Below are 23,194 nucleotides of genomic sequence, written 5' to 3'. Positions count from 1 at the left end.
CATGGGAGGAGATGTACAGGACAAATGTACACGGTCTAATGTTGACGCTACACTACGGGCTTCCGCCGATGATGTCATCATCATCTCCTCCATTGCCGGCAAGGAAGTGATTGCCGGAGGAGGTCCATACAGCGTTACCAAATATGGCGTTAACGCCATAGCGTCTGCATTACGTTTGGAGACAATCGATCAGGGGATTCGCATTACTACGATTCAGCCCGGGGTGGTGGCAACAGAATTTTCTCAGGTGGCCGGGTATTCCGAGGATGAAATTCGCGCGTTTGCTTCGAAAGTCTTGCCGTTACATCCTGATGATGTTGCAGAGGCGGCGCTCTATGCATTGGAGCAGCCTGAGCATGTCAGCATTCCGGAACTAACCATCATGCCTTCAAGGCAAGCCCAACGATTCAAATAAAGCGATGTCCATTTGGCATGCCATTTCGTATTCAGATAAAGCCCTAAGTTTGGTATACCGGATAGTGCAACTAACCATTGTATGGCATGCAAGAGGTCGTCGGTTCGATCCCGATAGTCTCCACCAAACATTATCATTGAACCTCCAAGCGGAGGTTTTTTGTATTCAAATAAACAAATCAGATTTTTGCATTCTTTTTAAGCTGTAGAATCCGCCAATCAAGGTAACATTAACTAAATTTACCTTTGAACTAAATTTAATCGTGATAAAAGCTTTAAAATGGAAGATGCTAAAATCATTACTTGTGAACTTTCAGAAAAATGTTATTAGGTAAATACTGACTTATCAAATTTAAAAATCAATGTTACACGAAGAATACGAGCCAAGTTAATCTGAAATTAGGATTTAAACACGTGGCTTGTTCTCTGCTGACGCTTGTTCTGCTAGTTACACCTGCAAATGTCTCTGCAGCTACGATTTCAACATATGGGTTGCCTTCCATTTACCCAGCTTCAACAACTTATTCTTTGAAGCGGATACTATGGTAATTCCCGTCGTTGGTTATACCAGTAATTATGATTATGCGCATTTTTCATTGTCTGACGGTCCTGTTACGATTGAGGTGACTGCGCTTGGACAAGCGAGCATCTCTTCCTACAATATCAGCTCCAAAAAACTTAATCTATCCGGCTCAAAAAATGAGAATAAGCTGCCCTTTACCTTAAACAACGATGAATAATTGGCGACAGATTCAAGACCCATTTATGAGCGTATATTAGAATCGCTGCGTGAAGAAATTGTGCAACGTAAGTATAAAGTTGGAGACTGCGTCCCATCGGAGAAGGAGTTGGCGGATGAATATAAAGTGAGTCGAATTACAAGCAAGAAGGCTCTAGAGATGCTAGCGGAGGATGGCCTCATCGTTCGAAGCTCGTCGTATTAATGTGGTATCTTAATATTAATGAATAGGAATAGCCTTATGAATACTAGATTACTATTATTTGGTGTCCATTTGTCTTGGGGCTTTAGATTAAAGTGCTTAATTTTGACTAATTGGAGTCAATGCTAAGCACTTTTTTTGTTGTCTAATTCCATCTGTGCTCGAAATTTTCTTATACAATCTAGCTTGGAGTAATTTTCATGATTTTTGAAAACAGCCCTTGATAAATCAGCATTTTTCGTAGTTTTTTCTCAATAATTATCACGCCACACAGCAAAATTTGTAGAAAAATAACAGTATCTAAGTTAGAATTAAGGGTACCGGCTAATATACAGATTTTTCAGAAATACCGCAACGCAAACAATTCGCAAATATCAGGAATCTAACGGTTATGAAAGCAACCCGCTTCAGCAAGGGTTAAATTCATGGGAAGGAGGGCTGAATGGATTGAATATCGGATTATCCAGATATTTCATTCGCATGGTGTTGTTTATCCTGCTGTTAGGAACCGTTCCCCTCTTTTTCCTGGGCTTTTTCTCTTATTCAAAATCCACGGCGATTTCAAGGGAGCAGGCCATCAAAGGAAATATGAGTATGCTATACCAGACTGAAATGCGGGTTGAACAGCTGCTCAAAACGGTAGAGAATGCAGTGACGCAGCTGCAATCCTCCTCTTTGGTTCAGACCATGAAAAATCGGACTCTTACCCAGTACGAATTTCAATATTTCGATGAGCTGCTATCTCAAATACATCATTTACAATCGTACGAAAATGGAATTCAGGACGTGACCCTGGTAAACTACCAACAGGATTGGATTGGAAATAATCGAATCCTGACATCCTTGTCGGGATTGCCCAAAAAAGAAAACATAGATATCTATATTCAAGATCCCCGAAACGCTTATTGGACTAAAGAATTGCCTATAGATCAAATTCCGCCGGGCATGAGCACCAGTTATGGAATCAATTTTATTAAAAAGGTGCCGCTCCATGCGCAAAACCAGAAGCCTGTCGGTTTATTTATTACCAAAATTACAAGCTTGGAGCTGAATAAAATATTATCTAACAGCTCGACCTCTGGCAAAACCATGATTTTGGATGAGCATTACCAAGTCATTGGAAGCACACAAGCCGGTGATTTGGGCAAAAGCTACTCAAGCTTCTCGGACGTTCGACTTCTTTCCGACGGCAGAAAGGAAGGGTATTTTGAGAATGAATTCGAAGAACAGGCGTCGGGGGTCATGTTCCTTAAATCCGCCTATAACGGATGGTCTTATATATACATCATACCCATTAGTGAAATCACTAAAGAATCGCGCGTCATCGGATGGATTACGATTTCCATCTTGCTCGGTATCGCTGTGGTCATTCTCGCGACATCCTATATAATAGCTCGGAGAATGTATCTTCCCATTAAGCAATTGGTAGAAACGATAAAGGGCCTTACCAATACGAATGCCGGCGATGATATCCGGTCCGATGAGTTTCAATTTATTAGCGGCAGGGTTGCCAAAATGAAGGATACCCATGTGAAGCTTGAAAACCAGATACAATCTCAGTATCAATATCTTCGCGAGTTATTTATTTTTAAGCTGTTTCAAGGGAAAGTCAGTCAGAGTGAGATTAACGAAAATTTAACCTTTTATGGCTATTTTGAAAATTGGAAGCGCTTAAATGTTATTTCGATTCAAATAGATACACTAAAGGACACAAGATATGAAGCAAGGAATCTCGATCTCCTGCTTTTTGCGATCAGCAACATTGTGTCCGAATTGATACCGATGCATCGCCGTTTAAGCCCGATCCAGTTTGATAAATTTCAAGTCACTATATTGGGAAGCGAATCCGAAAACGTGAATGATGTGAAATCCGATCTTTATGAAAGGGCTGACCGCATCCAATCTACGGTTAGAAATGTGCTTGGGCTCGAGGTAAGCATCGGGATAAGCAACTGCTACGAGCACATCACGAATACTCCGAATGCTTATCATGAGAGCATAGAGGCGCTTCGGTACAGGATTAGACTAAGCGAAGCATCCATATTGCTGCATGAAGACGTACAAACCGGGGACAGTCAGACCCTCCGGTTCCCGGACCAGATTGAAATCGAATTGATCGATGCCATCAAGCTGGCGGATACTGCAAGGGTGGAAGAGCTGTTAAACGCATTCTTGGAATCGGTGTTCAGCACGCAGTTGGATTTCCGATTATATCAGATGGCTTTTGTCCGGCTGCTTGTCGATTTGGATAAGATTGTCCAACCGTACGGAATTTCATTAAGCACCCTATATGAGGGAGATCATTCGGTATTCGTGGAATTGTTTGAGTTGAAAACTGTTGATGAAATGAAGGCTTGGCTGCAGGATTCGATTATCGGCAGAATTGTAGGTATCCTGGAAGAACAACGGAAATCACAATACCAGAGATTATCAGAACAAATGCTGGAGCTGATTCATGAGCGGTTCCATACAGATTTAACTCTTGAAGCATGTTCCAAGGCACTGAACTACCACCCTAACTACCTTAAGCGGGTGTTTCGCGGCGAACTTGGGGTCAACTTCAGCGATTATTTGATTCTTTACCGGATGAACATAGCAAAAAAATGGTTGGTCGACACCGACATGAGAATTTCTGAAATCGCTCTGAAGATCGGCTACAGTACCTCACAAAATTTCATCCGTAATTTCCGGAAAACAGAGGGGATCACGCCGGGACAATTCCGGGAACAAGCTCTTGTAAATTCTTCATCTATTTAAAGGTACATTTATAACAGCGAGCATGCAGAGGCTTACCTGAAGGTCGGAACGAAAAGACCTAAAGGACGGCTTCTTTTTGTTTTCCGTAACGACAATAAACAGCGGCCCATAGCAACGCGTGGTACAACGCCTGCTCCGGCAGGTTCCATACTGCTTATATCAAGGTTCCGAAATGATTGTTAAGGTATTACTCCACCGCGGATAAAGGGAAACGGGCTTATACCTCATTTCTGGTTCCCTCGGGAACATAGACATGAATTTTCCATGACGGATATAATCAAGGGCATATCAATCTCTTTTTAAGGAATAGGAGGTCTTCCATTGCTGCATTCATCACCTCTGATGCGAAGCTTATACAAAAACCGTCTCATTTATCTTATGATCGCACCCGGCATTCTCTATTTTCTCGCATTCAAGTATTTACCGATGTTTGGGCTAATGATCGCATTTAAAGATTATCAACCGTTTCTAGGTGTTTGGGGGAGCAGGTGGGTCGGATTTAAACATTTTGAATATTTCATAAGTCTGCCTGATTTCTGGATGTTGTTCCGCAATACCTTTGTGCTCGCTTTTTACAATCTGGTGTTTTTCTTCCCGCTGCCGATCCTCGTGGCGCTCATGCTCAACGAGCTGCGCAGCAACCTATATAAGAGATTTGTCCAATCCATGATCTATGTGCCTCATTTCGTATCGTGGGTCGTAGTCGTGGGAATGGCCTTTATTTTTTTCACAACGGAAGGCGGATTAGTGAATGAGCTATTGGTATCCTTCGGCTTTGAGAAAATCAATTTCCTTTTGAATAAAGAATGGTTCCGTCCGCTTGTTGTATCGGAAATCATTTGGAAGGAAATCGGTTGGGGGACGATCATTTTTCTGGCAGCGCTTGCAGGTGTCGACCAGCAGCTTTATGAAGCGGCTCACATGGATGGGGCCGGCAGATTTCGTCAGATTTGGCACATTACATTGCCTGCCATCCGGAGCACCATCGTCATTTTGTTAATTTTGCGGCTGGGTCAATTCCTCGATACCGGGTTTGAGCAAATCTATTTGATGTTAAACCCGATGAACCGGGAAATTGGAGAGGTATTCGACACCTATGTTTATACCAACGGAATTCAGCAGGGAAAATTCAGCTACACAACGGCAGTCGGTTTGTTCAAATCGGTGATCGGTATGGTATTGGTCATTGGAACCAACTATCTGGCCAAAAAATTCGGCGAAGAAGGCGTTTATTAAGGAGGGAATCTGATGGTCTACCGGTCTTTAAGCAACCGTATATTTGACACATTCAACGTTGCAGCCCTCTTCATAGTGGCGATGGTTATGATCGTTCCGTTTATTTTGATCATCAGCGGTTCGTTTGCGCCTGCGGAGGAGCTTCTAAAAAAGGGAGTTGTTTTCTTCCCATCAAGCTACACGCTGGATGCGTATAGGTATATTTTCTCAACGGATTCGTTGGTTCGAAGTATGCTCGTAACCATCTATATCACTGTAGCAGGGACACTGCTCAACCTGTTTTTTACTTCCATTACCGCATACGGGCTTGCGCGCAGAGATTTGTATGGGCGGCGTGCGATTATGCTAATGATTATTTTTACCATGCTGTTCAACGGCGGGATCATTCCCACTTTTCTGGTTGTCAAAGCCTTTGGCTTATTAGACAGCTACAATTCCTTGATCATTCCAACGGCAATAAGCGCTTTTAATCTGATTATCATGAAAAACTTTTTCCAGCAGCTTCCCGATGGCCTGGAGGAGGCAGCAAAAATTGATGGCTGCAACGATTTCGGCATTTTGTTCCGGATCGTGCTGCCGCTGTCTCTGCCGGCCTTGGCCACTTTTGCGCTTTTTTATGCGGTAGGCCACTGGAATACGTTTTTTAGCGCGATTTTATACATCAATGATTCAAACAAATGGCCGATTCAAGTTTTATTGCGGCAGATTGTCATCATGGCTCAAGGCGGGATCGGTGATTCCGGGCAATTCAATGAACATTTTGTCGTTCCGCCTTCGCAGACGGTTAGTATGGCGGTCATAGTTGTATCGACCATTCCGATCCTGCTGGTTTATCCGTTTTTGCAAAAGCATTTTACCAAAGGTCTTTTACTAGGTTCAGTCAAAGGATGATGATAACTTCCGCAAGGCAGTTTATCATAAATATCAAATTAAGGGAGGAAACAGAGATGTCAAGAGCCAGGGGGAAGACCAGCAAGAAGTACCGCGCAGGAATGACCTTGCTTTTAGTTGCGTTATTGGCAGGTTGCAGCAGCGGACCAACGACGCCGAGTCAGCCTAAGGATGGGGGTACAAGCCAAGTCGCGAATAATACCCCGCTGAAAGAGCTGTCGGTTATGACGCAGTACAGCACATCTGAGCCGCCTAAGCCGGATAATATCGCGCTGGTGGAAATGGAGAAGTATACGGGAACGAAGTTGAACATCACTTGGGTGCCGAGTACTGCGTATACGGATAAGGTAAACGTAACGCTTTCCTCTAACGCTTTGCCCCAAGTTTTGATGGTAACCGATCACAAGTCCCCGACACTGGTCTCTGCGGTCCGCGCGGGGATGTTTTGGGAAGTCGGTCCTTATTTAAAGAGCTATCCTGAATTAAGCAAAAAGCTTGAAATGGTCACCAAAAACGCATCGGTTGACGGCAAATTGTACGGTATCTACCGCGGACGCGTCTTAGGACGAAACGGATTTATATACCGGCAGGATTGGCTCACAAGTTTAGGGCTGAAAGAGCCAAAAACAATTGATGAGTTTTACCAAATGATCAAAGCTTTCTCGACACAGGATCCGGACAAAAACGGGAAAAATGATACGGTCGGACTTGTCATGGATAAAACCACACTTGATTCGAAAGACTTTTTCACTTGGTTCGGCGCCCCGAACGGCTGGGAATTTAAGGACGGCAAAGTCACTCCTGATTTTATGACCAAGGAGTATTTGGACGCGTTAAACTTTATGAAAAAATTGTATGATGAAAAGCTGATTAACGCCGATTTCCCTGTTACCCAATCCTTTAGAGACGTTATGAACAAAGGAATTGCCGGAGCAGCCCTTAGCTGCATGTGTCTGTCCATGGACGGATCGTTTAATACATTGGCTAAAGCGGACCCGAATGCAAAAATTGATATCGTTAACACGTTGACGGGACCCAAGGGAGAGCGTGCGGCGGCCAGCGCAGGATTTTTCGGCATGTTTATGTTTCCAAAGTCGAGCGTAAAAACAGAAGCGGACCTTAAGAAAATATTGGCGTATTTAGATAAAATTTCTGACGAAAAAATGAACTTCCTGCTGGATTGGGGAATTGAGGGCAGACACCATAAGATGGAAAACGGGAATCCCGTATTCACTGATGCCAAGCTCTTTGGGGACGAAATCAACCCGATCAAGCAGTTGAAAACTTGGGATGGCTCGTCCTACGGCACATCAACCCCGCTGGGCAAAAAGCTGCTGGATATGTACGCGAAAAACGATAAGATCGTCCTGCATGACCCTACGCTACCGCTTATTTCGAATACGTTCTCAGAAAGAGGAGCGGATCTTAAGAAGATTATTGGAGATGCGCAGGTGAAATATATATTCGGGGAGTACAACCTAGAAGCTTGGAACAATGCGATTAACCAGTGGAAAAAACAAGGCGGAGATAAGGTTATCGAGGAGTTTACGGCTGAGTATGCAAAGCTGAATAAATAATAGGAAATTTATGAGAACAACACCGGTGAATGCGTGCCATCATACCGTATGTTGACCCATTCACGGCATTAAAATTGGAGAGGGATGAGAAAATCAGATGGAATTTGATATCAGGAAGTTTCAGAACCCGACAGAAGAATACCGGCTCCATCCTTTTTGGTTTTGGAACGGAGAAATGACCGAAGAAGAAATTAGCCGTCAATACGATGAGATGAAAGACAAAGGTGTGGGAGGAGTCTTCATTTGCGCGAGACAAGGGATTACCGTTCCCTATTTGTCCCAAGGCTGGTTCGAGATCGTACGGTTTGGTGTAGAAGAGGCTAAAAAAAGGAATATGCATGTGTGGCTTTACGATGAGTATCCGTATCCGAGCGGCATCGCCGGCGGAGAAGTGACTCTGCAGCATCCTGACGCCAAGCAGTATACGCTCGAGCATACAACCGAACGGGTAAAAGGCGGAGCGCTCATTAGTATGGAACTTCCATGGGCCCGTATCCTGTATGCTAAAGCAGTTCCGGTCGGTGGGGACGGGAATAAGCGTTGGGAAGAAGCGGTAGATATCAGTCGGTGGATCGGTAATTACCAAGCAGAGCAAGTTTTCCAGAAGGCCGGGCTTACTGCCTACACTGATAAGCGGTATTTCTCGTACGGTCCGGTGCAAAAGCTCGAATGGTCCGCTCCGCAAGGAGAATGGGAGCTTATTATTTTGCAGGAAAAAGAAATAGGTGATTTCAAATACTACGGAACCTACGTGGATCCTGCCCACCGGGAAGCGATGGAAACGTTCATTCGTGTGACCCATGACCGGTTCGCCGAGGAGCTTGGCGAGTATTTCGGTACAACGATCAAAGGTATGTTTACTGATGAGACCTTTTTTGTAAGCCGAATTCCATGGTCACCCATTATGCCTGAATATTTTCAAGAGAAATACGGCTATGATCTTCGTGAGCATTTGCCTGCCTTGCTGTACGAGGAAGCGGAAGGTGCGGCGCAGGTCCGGTACGATTTTTTCCAGGCAGCCCATGAATTGCTGTTGGAAAACTATCATAAATTGATAAGCGACTGGTGCGAGAAGCACGGGCTCAGCTATGTAACCGAAGTTCCATCGATGCGTATGACCACTCAACTGTACAGCCATGTTCCGGGTGGCGACACCGCGCACGAGAAAGTGGGGCGTTCACTGGAATGGGTTCTGAACCGTTACCAAGACAATATCAGGGGCAACGCGAAAATGGTAAGCTCAATCGCCCGTCAGCTGGAAAGAGAGCGGAACCTGATCGAATGCTTCCATAGCGTTGGTTGGTCCATGACGCTGCAGGATGCCAAGTGGATGATTGACCGGATGGCGGCTCAAGGTGTTAACTTTTTCAATCCCCATGCCTTCTTTTATACGCTCAACGGTTTGACCAAGCATGATGCGCCGCCATCCCAGTTCCTTCAAAATCCTTACTGGAGGCACTTTAAGCAATTAGGCGATTATACCGGCAGAATAAGCTATGTGATGAGCTGTGGTACTGCTGAAGCCCCTATTGCTGTTTTGTTCCCCATCACCACCTACTGGACCCATATGGTCAACCCGAACAGGATGACTTATTGCGGCACGGAAGCGGGCGAGAAAACGCGGGTTGAACAGCTGAAAAAGGAATGGGTGGACATTTGTAACCATTTAACCTTTATCCAGAGGGATTACGATCACTTGGATCCGGAGCTGCTGGAGCGGGCAAAGGTAGAGAACGGCATGATCGAATTAGGGAATGCATCCTATTCTATGCTTATTATACCGCCGATTACCAATTTGGAGACGAAGGCATGGCATAAAATTCGTGAGTTTTTGGAGAGTGGCGGCAAAGTTATCAGCATCGGACATACGCCGGTTGAATCCATCGACAAAGACTCGTCCACGCTGTCTGAGATTCAAAGTATGTTCGGTTTATCGGACGAAGCATCTCGTCACCCCGGCTTGCTCTTAGTTGGCAACAGTGAAACAGAAACGGACTTGAATGGATTGACCCATCTGTTGAATGAGCTACTGCCTGCCTCCATTAAGCTGGAGAGCGATCGCTCCAACAAAAGCTTTATGCTGCAAATCCGCAAAATGTCAGAAAACAGCGCTGTTGTTTTCCTCAACAATCATGATGGAGACAGCCATAATTCTAATTTGATTGTGGATGCAGCCCAGTTATGGACAGAAACAGGCTTGAAGCTGCAGGATGGCCAACTTGAATGCCGGGAATTATCGCTTGATACAGGCGAAGTTACTTCGCTCGGAGCTGAGCGAACAGGAAATTCGTTATTTAAGCTTCCTCTGCTGTTCGCACCTTACCAGTCCCGGCTTATCCAATTAACTTGGGAGAAAAATTCTAAAACCGCGGAAGCGGGCACAGTAGCAGAGCCTGCGGCTAAGCTCGAAATGTCTGTGGAGGGCCCATGGCAGCTCCGTCCGGAACGAAACAATATGGTAAGATTTGATACCTTTTCGATTGATATCCGGAGCCAACAGGGTGAGTCCCGGTTATTCACCAACGGAAAGGAAGCGAAGGTTCCGGTCAAGACGTTTATCGATCAATGTTCCGATCTGGCGGCTTTTGCCGGAATTCCGGTTGTCATGAGCCAACATTTCGGTACTCCCTTGAAGACACGTATTGCATATCCGCTGAAAAGCATTTACCGGGTGTCCTTTCAAGTAGAAGAACTTCCTTCGGAATGCCTGCTTGTCATGGACAAGGGAGCGATTTCGGGTGAATGGCGGATTCGCGTTAACGATGGCATAGTTACCTCCGAAAGCTGCGCGCCGTACTATCTGTACGACTACTTGAACATTGGGGCCGACATTCGGGAATACCTGAAGCCGGGCGCTAACGAAATTACCGTTGAGGTAGATATTCAATGTGATTGGGACGGTTTAGTCGAGGCCATTCATTTGGAAGGGGATTTCGGAGTCAGCCACGATAAAGACAAGCAAATCGTTCTAACAAGGAAGGTAGAGCAGACTTCCGGGTTGAAGGGCGGTCTGGTGAAAGGGTATCCCTACTATGCAGGAACCTTGTGCTACAAACGGACCGAAACGATTACGGAACTGCCGGATACAGAGACTTTCGTACTTTCATTCCGAGATTGGGATACGCATTTCCATGATTGCGCTGAGGTATTGGTCAACGGTCAGCCGCTCGGGGTCCGCTCTTGGACACCTTATTCTTGGGAAGGAAGCAGTTCGGTTTTGCAGAATGGTGAGAACCTAATCGAGATTCGTGTGACGAACACCTTGGTTGGCCTGCTGGAAGGAAAGACGTTTAATTACGCAACGCATAAAATAGAGCGTATTGAAGATTTGCTCTAATGTCCGGATGAACGTTTAAGCAAGGATTTGTGAGTAGCGCTTACGGCGGCTGAAGGTGCATCGAAGCCTGGCTCTTTGATGATCTTCAATTGGATCTGTCGGTTTCCTGTTAATCGGAGCCACAGATCCTGCAGTTGTAAGCCTTATTTGTGTTTAATATTCGAAAAGTAAAACAAAATAACACGGGGGCATAGCTCAGCTACCATGGTTGGTTTTTTTATTGAGCCTGGGGATGAACCCCAAAGGTTGGTCCTCTCAAAACAGCTTATCACAGAGTGGAGGATCAACAAAGCTTTCAAAGATAATCGGCCCTTGAAAGCTTTTGGCTCTGTCGAAGGGGGATTTTGATCCATGTGGAGCTAGGCATTTTCTTCTATCTTCAAGAAGTCATTGCAATTAAGGGTTGGCAAGTAGTGGTCATTTTGGAAGACGCGTTTAGGATGTCTAAATCCAAGCGAGCGGCTGCGAAGGAGGCTGACCAATACCCTGATCATTGATAATTCTGGGCTATTGTTAGTTCCTTGTTTTCATTCGTAATCTAGCGATATTTTTTCATTTTATAGCGATACTGAAACCATTAAATTTATGTTAATGTAGTAAAACGCTTTTAAAAAGATTTAGGGGTGAGCATCACTAAGGAAGTGAGGTTCTGGGCCATTATGGAAACACAAGTGATTTTTAATAGGAGTGAGACTATAAAATAATACTTCTCGTGATATTCACTCTTTAATTAAGGGGCTAGGCTTTGTGCAGCCACGGGTTGCTGGTGCAGCATCAAGTAAAACCGACATTGCACTGAGCACGTCAAACAGTACAAGCTTTAAAGCAAGTTCATAAAAAAAGCACTATATCTGGGGGGGAGATCGGCTGTAAGGCTAGGCAGTTGTGGCTCGTGGCTCGTACGGTAACAAAAGTGATTTATTAGGGCTAGTACAACTGTTTTTGAAAGCGGTTACTAAACTTCTGTGAGGTGATTCTTTTATGTTAAAACGAAATTCAAAATCTATTCTTGGTCTTATTCTTGTCATTGCACTTGTTTTTTCGATGTTTCCAACCCTACCGTCATCTGTAGCTTACGCAGCCGTAACCAACTTACTGCCCTCTACTTTGACATTTAACGGTAACATTAAGGCTAGCTCGCAAAATGGTACTAGATCAGCAGTAAACATCGGTAATTCAGTGACTTGGACACTTGGAGCTAATGGTGTCTACACGGCAATCACAGGCGGTAGTCCAAATAATTTATGGGTATCCATCGACCTTGGTTCTTCAAGCAATATAGAAGGTTTGAACTTTCACACTACTGCTAACGATGTAAATACCATAGCCCGTAGTTCCCAGTATGAAGTAAGTTACTCAAATGATGAGACTCCGCTTACTTCCCCCTGGAATAAGCTTTCTACCAGTCCTTCCAATAACCCGATAACTTTTTCACCAACAGCTAACGGATGGACTAGCGCTGCAGTTGTACCTACCAATATTGCAACCGGTACAGTTACTAATGCTACCTACAGTTGGAGCAGGATCGATCCTGCTGATCCTAGTAGTTATTACACATCAAACTTAACTTTTACGGCTCCAATAAAAGCGCGCTATATTTTGATTAATTATACTTTAAAGACTTCTGCTACCGGTCAACTGGGTATTGGACTTTTGCAAATACTACCTCCGGTCACTCTTTCATCTTCATCAGGAAGCTTTTATAAAACATTGCAAAATACAGTATCCACTCAAATTAACCTTGACACTTCGACAAGCTTTACAAACATTACCAATGGTTCGTACACGCTTGTGCAAGGAACGGATTATACCTTTGATACAAACAGCAATGTTGTTACATTTTCAAAGACTTACTTAAGCAGTCTTAATGGAAGCTATAATTTAAGTTTTAATTTTTCTTCAAGTCACGGGACGTCATCTCTTCCCTATGTACTAACAGTAGCAGCAGCGGCCGATTCTTCTCTTTCGCCTCAAGGTGCTGCATATATTCCATTGTCGCCTTCTACAATATCAACAACAATGAATCTCAATGGCAACAATTTTACAAACATTGGTGATGGTACAACTGTCTTACCTTTATCGGCTTATGTCGTTTCAGGCAATACCGTTACCTTCAATCAAAGTTACTTGAACACACTTAGTCTTGGGGTTCACGCTTTTACCTTTAACTTTAATCAAGGGAATCCTCAAACATATATGCTTACCCTATCGGGCAAGCCCCCTGCTGCCAACATTGATTATCGCTATTGGACTTTGCAGGAGCCACTCCCTGGAGGGGCAGGCCAAACATCGCAAACCTTACAAGATGGCTATGCCGATCCCTATTTCTACATTGGGGCAGATGGAAGCCAAGTCTTTATGGACACCGCTGTCGGTGGTACCACATCCGGTTCAGCCCATCCTCGCAGTGAGCTAAGGGAATATGATCCTGTAGCAGGAAAAGATGCAGGTTGGCTGCCTGCAGGGGCTAACATTATGTCTAGCACCGTTGCCGTTACAGCTCTTGGAACTTTAAACGGTGTAGGTTGGACTACCATTGGGCAAGTTTTTGATCCAAGTGTAACAACCTTGTGCGAGCTTGAATATGGATATGACCCTGCTCGTCCCAATAGCAATATTCGCATACTTTATGAACCAAGTGGTATAAACTCAATAGGATATCAGTATATTCCAATTAAAATTCCATTAAATCAGTATTTCACTTATAGAATGACCCTTAATGATAGTGTGCTGTCAATTTATATAAACGGCGACTTGATATTTTATGGGAAAACAGCCAGCCCTAGCCAAGTTATACCACCTAATCATCTTTACTACTTTAAAGCTGGTAACTACGATCAAACTGCCACAAACGGCAATGTAAATTATGTTCCATACACCGTTGTTCAGTTTAAATCTATAAACGTATATCACGCTCCAACAGTATCCAGCAACGCAGACTTGAACTCACTGGCGTTGTCGAGCGGCACCCTGAGTCCTGCATTTGCGTCCGGTACAACGAGCTACACTTCCAATGTGTCTAATAATGTTTCGAGTGTTACCATAACGGCAAATGTTTATGATAGTAACGCTGCGATGACTGTGAACGGAACTGCGACCACATCAGGACAGGCAAGCGCAGCTATTAACTTGACTGTGGGTAGTAACGTTATCCCAATTATAGTGACAGCACAGAACGGTACAACGAAGACGTATAATGTGACAGTGAATCGTGCTCCAGCAAGCAGCAACGCAGACTTGAGCTCTTTGACGCTGTCGAGCGGCGCCCTAAGTCCTGCATTTGCAACCGGTACAACGGCTTATACTTCCAGTGTAGCTAATGGTGTCTCGAGCCTTACTGTAACGGGTAGTGTATACAGTAGTAATGCCACGATGACTGTGAACGGAAATCCAGTCATAAGTGGTGAGGCAAGCAATGTAATCAATTTGAATGTAGGCAACAACACAATTACCATCGTAGTGACAGCACAGAACGGCACAACGAAGACCTATAGTGTCACAGTGAATCGCGCTCCAGCAGCAAGCAGCAACACTGATTTGAGTTCTTTGAACTTATCAAGTGGTGCCCTAAGCCCCGCATTTGCAACCGGTACAACGAGCTATACATCAAATGTAGCTAACGGCGTATCGAGCGTTACTGTAACCGCAAGTGTTTACGATAGTAATGCCACGATGACGGTGAACGGAACTTCAGTCATAAGTGGTCAAGCAAGCGGAGCGATTAATCTAAATATGGGAAGCAATACGATCACCATTGTAGTGACAGCACAGAACGGCACAACGAAGACCTACAATGTAACAGTGAACCGTATATTCAGTGGTAGTAGATCAAGTAGTAGTGGAGGTGGTGGCAGTTCAACTCCAATCGACACCAAAGTGACTGCAACGGAAGGTAAGCTAACGCTTCCCGCAGGCAAGACGGGCGAAGTTAGTTTAGGTAAAGAAATTGTGGTTTCTATTCCGCCCAACGCAACAGATAAGGAACTGAAATTAACGATAGACAAAGTGGTAGATACCCAAAAGCTTCTTACAAATAAAGAGGTTCTGGTCAGCCAGGTATTTGAGATTCTGAAAAACTTCTCAGAGAACTTCAGTAATCCGGTCACACTGAACTTCACTTTCGATCCGGCAAGCTTGAAAAATAACCAAACGGCGGCTGTCTTCTACTATGATGAAGCGAAGAAAGTATGGGTAGAAGTCACAGGCAGCAAGATCAACGGAAAACAGATTTCCGTAGAGGTAAATCACTTTACGAAATATGCGGTATTCGCTGTAGACAAAGTGACAGGTAAGTCAACACCGGCTGTTGATTTAAACGATATTGCTGGCCATTGGGCAGAGGCTAATATCAAGCAAGCAGTGAGCAGCGGAATTGTAAGTGGCTATCCAGATGGGACATTTAAGCCAAATCATACGGTGACACGCGCGGAATTTGCTGTGATGCTGATGAACACGCTGAAGCCGCAAGGAGAAGGAGCGGCGCTGACTTTCACAGATACAGCGAAGATTGGAATCTGGGCGCAGAAAGCAGTCGCGCAAGCGTTCCAAGCAGGTATTATTAAGGGCTATGAGGATGGGAACTTCCGTCCAGATGCAGAAATTACACGTGCAGAGATGGCCGTGATGCTCGCTAACGCATTGGGTCTGACTGTCGAAGCGAACACGGTAACCGGCTTCGCGGACGACAAGGATGTTCCGGCATGGTCGAAAGGTGCAGTAGCAGCCATGAAGAAACAAAAACTTGTAGAAGGCAAAGGTGCCAACGAATTCGGTCCTACGGACTCAACAACGAGAGCCGAGGCAGTAACCGTTCTGCTGAACTTACTGGCCCAAAAGAGCAAGTAACGTATAAATCATTTGGAGAGCTAGAAGAGGGTTATCCTGAAAGTAGTCGAAAAGGCTGCTTGAGGGATAACCCTTTTTAATGGAAATATAGATGGAGATTTCAGTAACACTTGGGTAGTGAAACTATCCACTTTGGGAGAGCGCATCGCTGGCAGCGATGCGGTCAGTGGTCATCGTGTTCGACTATTTTTTTGGCCCTTTGTTCAAAATATCTTGACAAAACCTTACATGAAGCGCTTTCTTTTCAGTTCCTTAAGTAGTTTCATCCGTTAATGTTAAATAAAATAGTAAGCTATGATTTTGCATGCTTTCGTTTAAGGAGACTGGCTAAGATGTTATGTCCAGCGATTGTAACAAAAGCCAGATTGGGTGGTAAGTTGCTGTTTGATTACCTGCTTACATTTTTTGTTTAAGCACATGCAGCCGGAATCTCATCGATTTATGGACAATTCCTAGTTGGACATCTCACGATAGAGTAGAAGCTTACGCTGAACGCGCTGGGCGGATCGTTTCTTGTTAATCGTACCGTACCGGATGCTCAAATATCGTTAGCTCGCGCTGACTAATGCCTATTATGTGCAGCTCAAACGGTTCAAAGGATCGGTTGACGAGAATATGAAGGAGAGAGGATTAATGCTGCAATGGATAATCGCTGAATCGGAGCAGTCGAAAGAGGACGGGGTCCGATTTTTGTGCAGATATGCCGAGGATCTTGGCGTCCCCTATAAGTGGAGTACAGTCATGGCGTCGCTAGATACCGCTATTTACGATCAGGGTTTCATGATTGCCTTGGACGGTGTCGGTAAGGTTCGTGGCGTTCTTGTGTACACTTTTTGGACCAAGGAAGATGGTTCAGCGGATCGGACCCGAATCGAAGTTCAACTACTCTATCTTGAGGCCATTTTTCGCAGAGGTGTAACACTCCTTGGAGCTATGGATGCTTTGGTGGAGCGTGAAAAAGAACTGCACGAACCGATCGTTGAGATCGGATTTTATTGCACGCCGACCAACGCTCATAGAAGATTATTTTGCAAAATGGCAACGGAGAGCAAGACGGAGATGCATCCGTGCGGCATGCTGAGCTTTTACGTCACGACGCCCGACCGGCTAAGCCAATATGTTGAACGGCATAAGCTAATAGCAATGAAATAAATGGCCACGACGAGGGCATATTTATAAGAAAAGCTTCTATTCGAAGCCCTTATTATAAAAAAACCGGCTTTAGCAGCCGGTTTCGGTCCCATCTACTGCCTCGGAGGTGGGGTTGGGCGAGTTAAAGTAATATTTCCGTTTTGGCATCCTGCATCTCCCATGTCTGTTCACCTCGCTTTCTAGCTATGTCGGTTCATGATTAATTTTTCATATTCCCGCCTGAACGGTCGGTATCTATTACTGCCAAGGGTGGATTGCATGCAGGTGCGCCCATATGTATTCACCTCCTCTATTATTTTATTAGTAACTATACAATATAAAGTTTAAATTGCCAATATATTATTTGAAAATTAAAAATATTTTGAATATTCAATATATTTGGATGCGAGGCGAGAGCATGATCCGATTCGAAATATGCACGAATACACGGCAATGGAGCAGATTTACAGATTTTTATATTGAGCATCGAGCTTCGATCGTCACAAATTATCCTGTGAGCCTTGTGCTTAAAGACGTTAAAAATTACATGCAGCAAGGAAGAGCCGCTATTATCGTTAATGAACGGGACAAGGTCGTCGGAATTGGAAGCTTTGTGCTTGGATTGGCGGAGGCTGGTTACGAGCATAAAGAAATCGCAGTGTTGGGCAACAGCTGTTTTTCGGAAGAGATTCAGAATAACCGGACATTCATAAGGGGCTTGCAAGTGTTGGCCGAACAAATTCTAGAAGCGAACCCAGAGGTGCAAGAAGTAAGAATTCCGACTTCGGCCGATAACGTGTATACGAACCGTCTGTATCAAAAGCTGGCGACCAAGCATCATTCGTTCGAAACGGGATATGGAAAATTTCATGTCTATTCGACGCCGTTTCGCGAGTATGCCGAATTGTGCAATCGATATCGATGATCACAAGAGCTTAGGTGAAAGAAGGAAGCGCCGTATGAGCCGGGAAAAGCACTTTGGCTGTAGATCGGGTTTCATGACTTCAACGATAGCGTCCATCTTCGAAGAAGCTGGAGTCGACTCTGCAGCATTCTGGTGTACCATTGCTGGCCACAAACTGCCTTACATTGAATGACCCCAATCAGATTTTGATTCCTTTTAATCGATCGTCTTATGGGCTCGTGCGGGTGCTCTAAGAAAGCCTGCTCTTTGCCGAGTTGATGAGAATTACTTCGGAGTATAAATATGCTCAAACAACAGGAAAATTGTATTTGGAGTTTCTAGGTGGATGAAAATGATGAGAAATGAGTAAGCGGCTAACTCTGTTTATTGAAGGCTAAGATAACGCGAAGGTATAGATAATTATAGTGGTAATAGCGATTAAAGATTCTGGAGTGGATTGGAATAGATGAGGCCCGATAAGCTTGGTACGGGAGCTTATCGGGCTTATTTTGAGAATGCTTATCATGTTTAGGAAGTAAGAACAGCTAATTTGGGACCCGTCGATTCTAACTCTGGCTTCGCTGCTTCTCCTGCATCTCCAAATAGTTGCGCATCCGGCGCATATTTTCAGGTGCGTCCATAGGATCCGCGGCGATCATTTCAATGATACAGAGTCTTCCGGCACGTTCCTTATCAGCTTGAGTTATAGCTTGGTCAAGCTCTCCATAGGTCCGGACAGTCACGGCAAACGCATCGCCACCAAAAGCTTCGGCAAGCTTAGTGTATGACCAGCGCGGAATTTTGTTATATTGCTGCTCCTCTGTTTTGACATTTAAATATTTCTCGATCGTATAACCATCGTTGTTCAAGATGAAAATAATGGGTTTGCATTCATAATAAAGCATGGAGCTGATCTCTTGGGCTGTCAACTGCAAGGAGCCGTCACCTGTAAATAACAACACCCGTCGGTCGAGCGCAGCGATACTGGCACCGTATGCCGAGGGTGTGGCATAACCGATGGACTCCCAGCCTCCCTGAGCAATATACGTTACATTGCGCGGCAATCTCACCTGCGACATACCGTTGTAAAATGTACCGGTCTCGGCGATCACAATATCCCCCTCTTTCAGCATCTTTTGAAAGCGAGGATAATAAATGGCCGCAGTTAGCGGCTCATCGGTACCGCCGGTGATTTGATCGTACGGGAATGTCGCTTTTTCCGCCAAGCCTCGGCCTTTGTAACCAACCTTCTGAACCGAAAGCAGCATATCGGCTGCCATCACATTCGGATATTCCGCTTCTCCAATCTTGACCATGTCCGGTTGAATATCGACGGTCACCAGTGGGTTCAGCTTGGCGGTGAAGTTCGCGGTGTTATTGTCCGCCCATACCATGCCTACCGCAATGACACAGTCTGCATGTTCTACCGTGGTTTGGACTTCAGAGCTTCCGAAAGAGCCTCCGTACATCCCAATATAATTCGGATGGGTTTCGTCGAATGCCCCCTTTCCGAACATCATTGTCGCAACAGGTACGTTCATGGCGTCGGCCAAATGCCGCACCGCTGTTTCTAGGCCGAAACGCATTGTTTTGACATCAACTAGAATGACTGGCCGGTGGGCACGCTCCAGCAGCTGACGGGCATGTTCCGTTGCTGCCTGAAGGGTTTTCAGATTGGACGTTGGACGCGGTGGTACCGGTTCTCTCCGGACAATGATCGGCTTGGTCACTAAATCATCAGCCACAACCAGGTATACCGGCTTTTTCTTTTCCTTCGCAATGCGAATAGCGGCAGGAATTTCAATTTCGGCGTTTTCCGGTGTCAGCACCCCAGTATAAGCCGTAATCAGCTCATACACTTTGTGGAAAACATCGAAATTTCCATTCATTAGAGTGTGGTGCATCAACTTGTGTTCCTTTTGAGCCTTCTCGGGAGGCGCACCCACAATGTGAATCAGCGGCACATTCTCGCTGTTAGCTCCTGCAATCGCATTGCAGGCACTGAGCTCCCCGACCCCGAAAGTCGTAATAAGAGCGGACAGACCTTTGATTCTTGCGTAGCCATCCGCCGCATAACCTGAGTTCAATTCGTTCCGTCCACTAATAAACCGGATGCCGTTATACCGCTCCAGAGTATCCAAAAGTGTAAAATTATAGTCTCCGGCAACGCCAAAAATTTCGGTAATGCCCTCCAGCTTCAGGCAATCGAACAAATACTGGCCAAGTGTTTTTTGATCTGTTCCAGTTTGCGTGTTAGAGCTGCCCACTGCTGTCATGGTTACCATCTCTTGCTCACTCCCTACCCATTTAAGTCTGTTCTTGTATAAGATTCCCTTTTCGTTGGATTGGTTATTCACTAAGGGATGTTCTATATGCTAGAGTTCATCGGTCCTCTTCTTTGTTTAATTGTCCCTCAATGACTTCAACACGAATTAATGAAATGTGGCTGCCGAATCGAGGCTTATGTAACTTAATATAAAATTCTAATGTAATTTAGGCTCAACCTCAAAATCAGTGCTTGACCCTCCTCCGACCATCACCAATCCTCACAAAATCCTGCAAACATGCAGTTATTCTCTACCGAAATTGCTCTAGTGAGAACAAACCTGCAAAAGTACATCCATTTTCATGGAAAACGCTCCGGTTCAGCTAAGAATGAAAAAATAAATGTACATTTGCATGAATTCAATAAGGCTTCGGATATACCGGCCCAAAGGCTGTATAGATGCAGGTTTTCGGGAGAAGGCAATGGCTTCGAATCGAATAAATTCGATTAAAGTCGTGTGCGCTGTCATTAAACTTTACATTCGGATTGAAGTTCCATCTTTCGTATCCCTTTCTTTACCTTGTTATCCGGATACTTTTCTTTGTACCTTCAGCAATTGAACAAAATATTGGCCAAATGTTTTTTTGCTGTTACGGATTACGGGTAAGAACTACACTTGCACCTATACCCAGATCAACCTCATCGCAAATGATATCTGCTATTCCATGGCACCGTTCGCCAGCAAAAAACGCACACAAAAAGCCCCGACTTCTTCACGAAGCCGGGGCTTTATACACTGAAAAGCATTATGCTGCAGCAGATTTGCGTTCTGTGATATAACAAGCGATTCCCAAAATCAGAGCCAAACCTACTAGCACTGCACCGACCCAAGGGAGGGAGGCTATAGACAGATGAGTGATAACCCATCCCCCAATGAAAGCACCGGCTGCATTTCCTAGATTACCGGCTGAATGACTAGAGGTAGAGGCAAGTGCTGGCGCTGCCTGTGCCAGGCTCATTACTCTTACTTGAAGTCCTGGAAACACAGCAAAGGAAGCAGCTCCCCACAGAAAAATAGTTATTACAGCAGCTGTTGGACTATAAATGGTAAAAGTGAAAAGGGTAAGGATGACACATATCATAAAGTAAAGTCCTAGTACGGAGGGCATCAGCTTCCAATCCGCAAGCTTCCCGCCGATGATGTTGCCGAAGGTCACTCCACAGCCGAATAAGATTAGAATCCACGTTACGCTATGCTCGGCGAAACCAGTAATTTGCGTAAGCAGCGGCGTAATATAAGTGAATACGGCGAATAGGCCGGCGTTGCCCAGTGCTCCGATCAGAAGGTATAGTAGAAGCTTGGGCTTGACTAGTGCACTAATCTGACGAGCGATACTCGCGGGCTTGTCTTGGCGAATTTGCGGGATAAAGATAAGGATTCCGATCAATGCAATCACTCCCATAATCGCAATTGCACCAAACGAGGAACGCCACCCCATATGTTGACCAATAAATGTCCCGAGAGGAACACCGATTATATTTGCAATGGTTAGACCGGCCATCATAATAGAGACGGCTCCGGCACGCTTATCCGGGCGTACAAGATTCGAGGCGATAACAGCCCCAACTCCAAAGAATGTCCCATGAGTCAAAGCGGTTATCACGCGTGCTCCCATCATAATAGCATAGCTTGGGGCAACAACAGAGATTCCGTTACCGAGAATAAATAAAACCATAAGCAGACATAACAGCTTCTTTTGCGGAATTCGGTGGGTTAGGACCGTTAGTATGGGAGCACCGATTGCAACTCCAAGTGCATACATCGTAATGAGTTGTCCTGCGGATGAGATACTGACATGCAGATCCTCTGCGACATTAGGCAGAAGACCCATAATGACAAATTCAGTCATGCCGATTGCAAAGGCGCCAACTGTAAGAGAAAGTATAGAGAGGGGAAATGGTTCTTTGGTTGTTTGTTCCTTAATAATACGTTGTGATAACTCCATGATGTCAATAATCAACCTTTCTCGGGTGTATAATAATGCTGTATTCTTAATCTTACGATAAAGGTCAATAAGACCTGTTTCATATTATTAAATTTTTTGAGCGTATAATCAAGTTATTTCTTTTAAAGAATATGTAAAAGGTGAGCGAATAAAGCAGCATTCAAGTGATCGATTCTTCTTACATTCGTAGGAAATCGATCATTTTTTTTTCGGATAATAGGCAAATCAGCAGTAAATGGCAGTGAAATGTATGGTTATGGCAGTGCTTTTCGAGCTAGGATAGGCCTGTAAGCACCAGATCAATCCTATTAGGAGGAATGTTCAATGTCACAAGCAATCATTCAAACTGCATTAAGCGCTCGTCAATTGGTATTGGGATCCGTACAGCAAATCCCTGAGGATTGGTACGATATTCAACCTGATGCATTTCCTAATAACATAAGATGGAATATAGGGCATATGATTACGATGATGAATTGGTTCCTTACCGATATCGAAGGCTATCAATTTGAATTACCTGATATTTATTCCTCAATATTTATGACTGGAACGAAACCAGCAGACTGGGTAACTGCGCCACCTTCAAAAGATGAACTGCTGGAGCAGCTGAATCGTCAATTTAATGCAATCGAAAAAGTTCCGGCACATGTGCTAAGTCAAGAGCTTCGCAGTCCATTTCTAATGGGGCCCTTGGAGTTCAAGACTGCGGGTGAAGTGTTCAATTTCGCTATTGTTCATGAGGGAGTTCACTTGGGAATGATCTCAGGCTTGGCTAAATTGATTATTCATGACCTTCAGAAAGTTTAGGAAACACAGCTTAGTGTAAAAGACGTGAAGCAGCGGCAGCCCGGGACTTAGGTTGATGTCCCGAGATGCCGCTGCTTTTGTT

General features: G+C 44.7%; 15 protein-coding genes. 13 read left to right on the top strand and 2 right to left on the bottom strand.

What is annotated here, in order from left to right:
* The first annotated feature begins 1 nt into the window (after position 1).
* The 12 genes from ACFQ0C_RS35640 (at position 2) to ACFQ0C_RS35585 (ending at position 18,054) form a co-directional block, all read left to right on the top strand.
* Complete coding sequence (locus tag ACFQ0C_RS35640) at positions 2-415, top strand: SDR family oxidoreductase (protein WP_379374187.1); 414 nt, start codon at positions 2-4, stop codon at positions 413-415.
* A gap of 541 nt (positions 416-956) precedes the next feature.
* Entirely contained in the window at positions 957-1,154 is a 198-nt protein-coding gene (locus ACFQ0C_RS35635) for a hypothetical protein (protein ID WP_379374185.1), read from the top strand.
* The gene (locus ACFQ0C_RS35630) at positions 1,155-1,358 is read left to right on the top strand and encodes a GntR family transcriptional regulator (protein WP_379374183.1); all 204 of its coding nucleotides are present in this window, start codon (positions 1,155-1,157) and stop codon (positions 1,356-1,358) included.
* 444 nt (positions 1,359-1,802) lie between these two features.
* On the top strand, positions 1,803-4,112 hold the full coding sequence (locus ACFQ0C_RS35625; protein WP_379374181.1) for a helix-turn-helix domain-containing protein: 2,310 nt from the start codon (positions 1,803-1,805) through the stop codon (positions 4,110-4,112).
* 342 nt (positions 4,113-4,454) lie between these two features.
* On the top strand, positions 4,455-5,348 hold the full coding sequence (locus ACFQ0C_RS35620; protein ID WP_379374205.1) for an ABC transporter permease: 894 nt from the start codon (positions 4,455-4,457) through the stop codon (positions 5,346-5,348).
* 12 nt (positions 5,349-5,360) lie between these two features.
* Positions 5,361-6,239, top strand: coding sequence for a carbohydrate ABC transporter permease (locus ACFQ0C_RS35615; RefSeq protein ID WP_379374179.1), 879 nt, complete (start codon positions 5,361-5,363; stop codon positions 6,237-6,239).
* Positions 6,240-6,295: 56 nt separating this feature from the next.
* Positions 6,296-7,816, top strand: coding sequence for an extracellular solute-binding protein (locus ACFQ0C_RS35610; protein WP_379374177.1), 1,521 nt, complete (start codon positions 6,296-6,298; stop codon positions 7,814-7,816).
* Positions 7,817-7,913: 97 nt separating this feature from the next.
* On the top strand, positions 7,914-11,153 hold the full coding sequence (locus ACFQ0C_RS35605) for a glycosyl hydrolase (protein WP_379374175.1): 3,240 nt from the start codon (positions 7,914-7,916) through the stop codon (positions 11,151-11,153).
* 353 nt (positions 11,154-11,506) lie between these two features.
* A complete protein-coding gene (locus ACFQ0C_RS35600; RefSeq protein WP_379374173.1) occupies positions 11,507-11,650 on the top strand; it encodes a hypothetical protein in 144 nt (47 codons plus the stop codon).
* 484 nt (positions 11,651-12,134) lie between these two features.
* On the top strand, positions 12,135-15,998 hold the full coding sequence (locus tag ACFQ0C_RS35595; RefSeq protein ID WP_379374171.1) for a cadherin-like beta sandwich domain-containing protein: 3,864 nt from the start codon (positions 12,135-12,137) through the stop codon (positions 15,996-15,998).
* A gap of 633 nt (positions 15,999-16,631) precedes the next feature.
* A complete protein-coding gene (locus ACFQ0C_RS35590; protein ID WP_379374169.1) occupies positions 16,632-17,150 on the top strand; it encodes a hypothetical protein in 519 nt (172 codons plus the stop codon).
* Positions 17,151-17,547: 397 nt separating this feature from the next.
* On the top strand, positions 17,548-18,054 hold the full coding sequence (locus tag ACFQ0C_RS35585) for a hypothetical protein (RefSeq protein ID WP_379374167.1): 507 nt from the start codon (positions 17,548-17,550) through the stop codon (positions 18,052-18,054).
* 545 nt (positions 18,055-18,599) lie between these two features.
* Here the strand turns inward: ACFQ0C_RS35585 and ACFQ0C_RS35580 are convergent.
* Together ACFQ0C_RS35580 and ACFQ0C_RS35575 are read right to left on the bottom strand one after the other, a co-directional pair.
* Complete coding sequence (locus tag ACFQ0C_RS35580) at positions 18,600-20,318, bottom strand: alpha-keto acid decarboxylase family protein (protein WP_379374165.1); 1,719 nt, start codon at positions 20,316-20,318, stop codon at positions 18,600-18,602.
* 787 nt (positions 20,319-21,105) lie between these two features.
* On the bottom strand, positions 21,106-22,305 hold the full coding sequence (locus ACFQ0C_RS35575) for an MFS transporter (protein ID WP_379374163.1): 1,200 nt from the start codon (positions 22,303-22,305) through the stop codon (positions 21,106-21,108).
* Positions 22,306-22,629: 324 nt separating this feature from the next.
* On the opposite strand from ACFQ0C_RS35575, the gene ACFQ0C_RS35570 reads away from it, so the two are divergent.
* Positions 22,630-23,112: a DinB family protein gene (locus ACFQ0C_RS35570; RefSeq protein WP_379374161.1), complete on the top strand. Its 483-nt coding sequence runs from the start codon at positions 22,630-22,632 to the stop codon at positions 23,110-23,112.
* Positions 23,113-23,194: the final 82 nt, after the last annotated feature.

The sequence above is a fragment of the Paenibacillus sp. GCM10027630 genome (assembly GCF_042676305.1).
Taxonomy (GTDB): Bacteria; Bacillota; Bacilli; order Paenibacillales; family NBRC-103111; genus Paenibacillus_S.
This window is presented reverse-complemented; position numbering and strand designations above follow the sequence as displayed.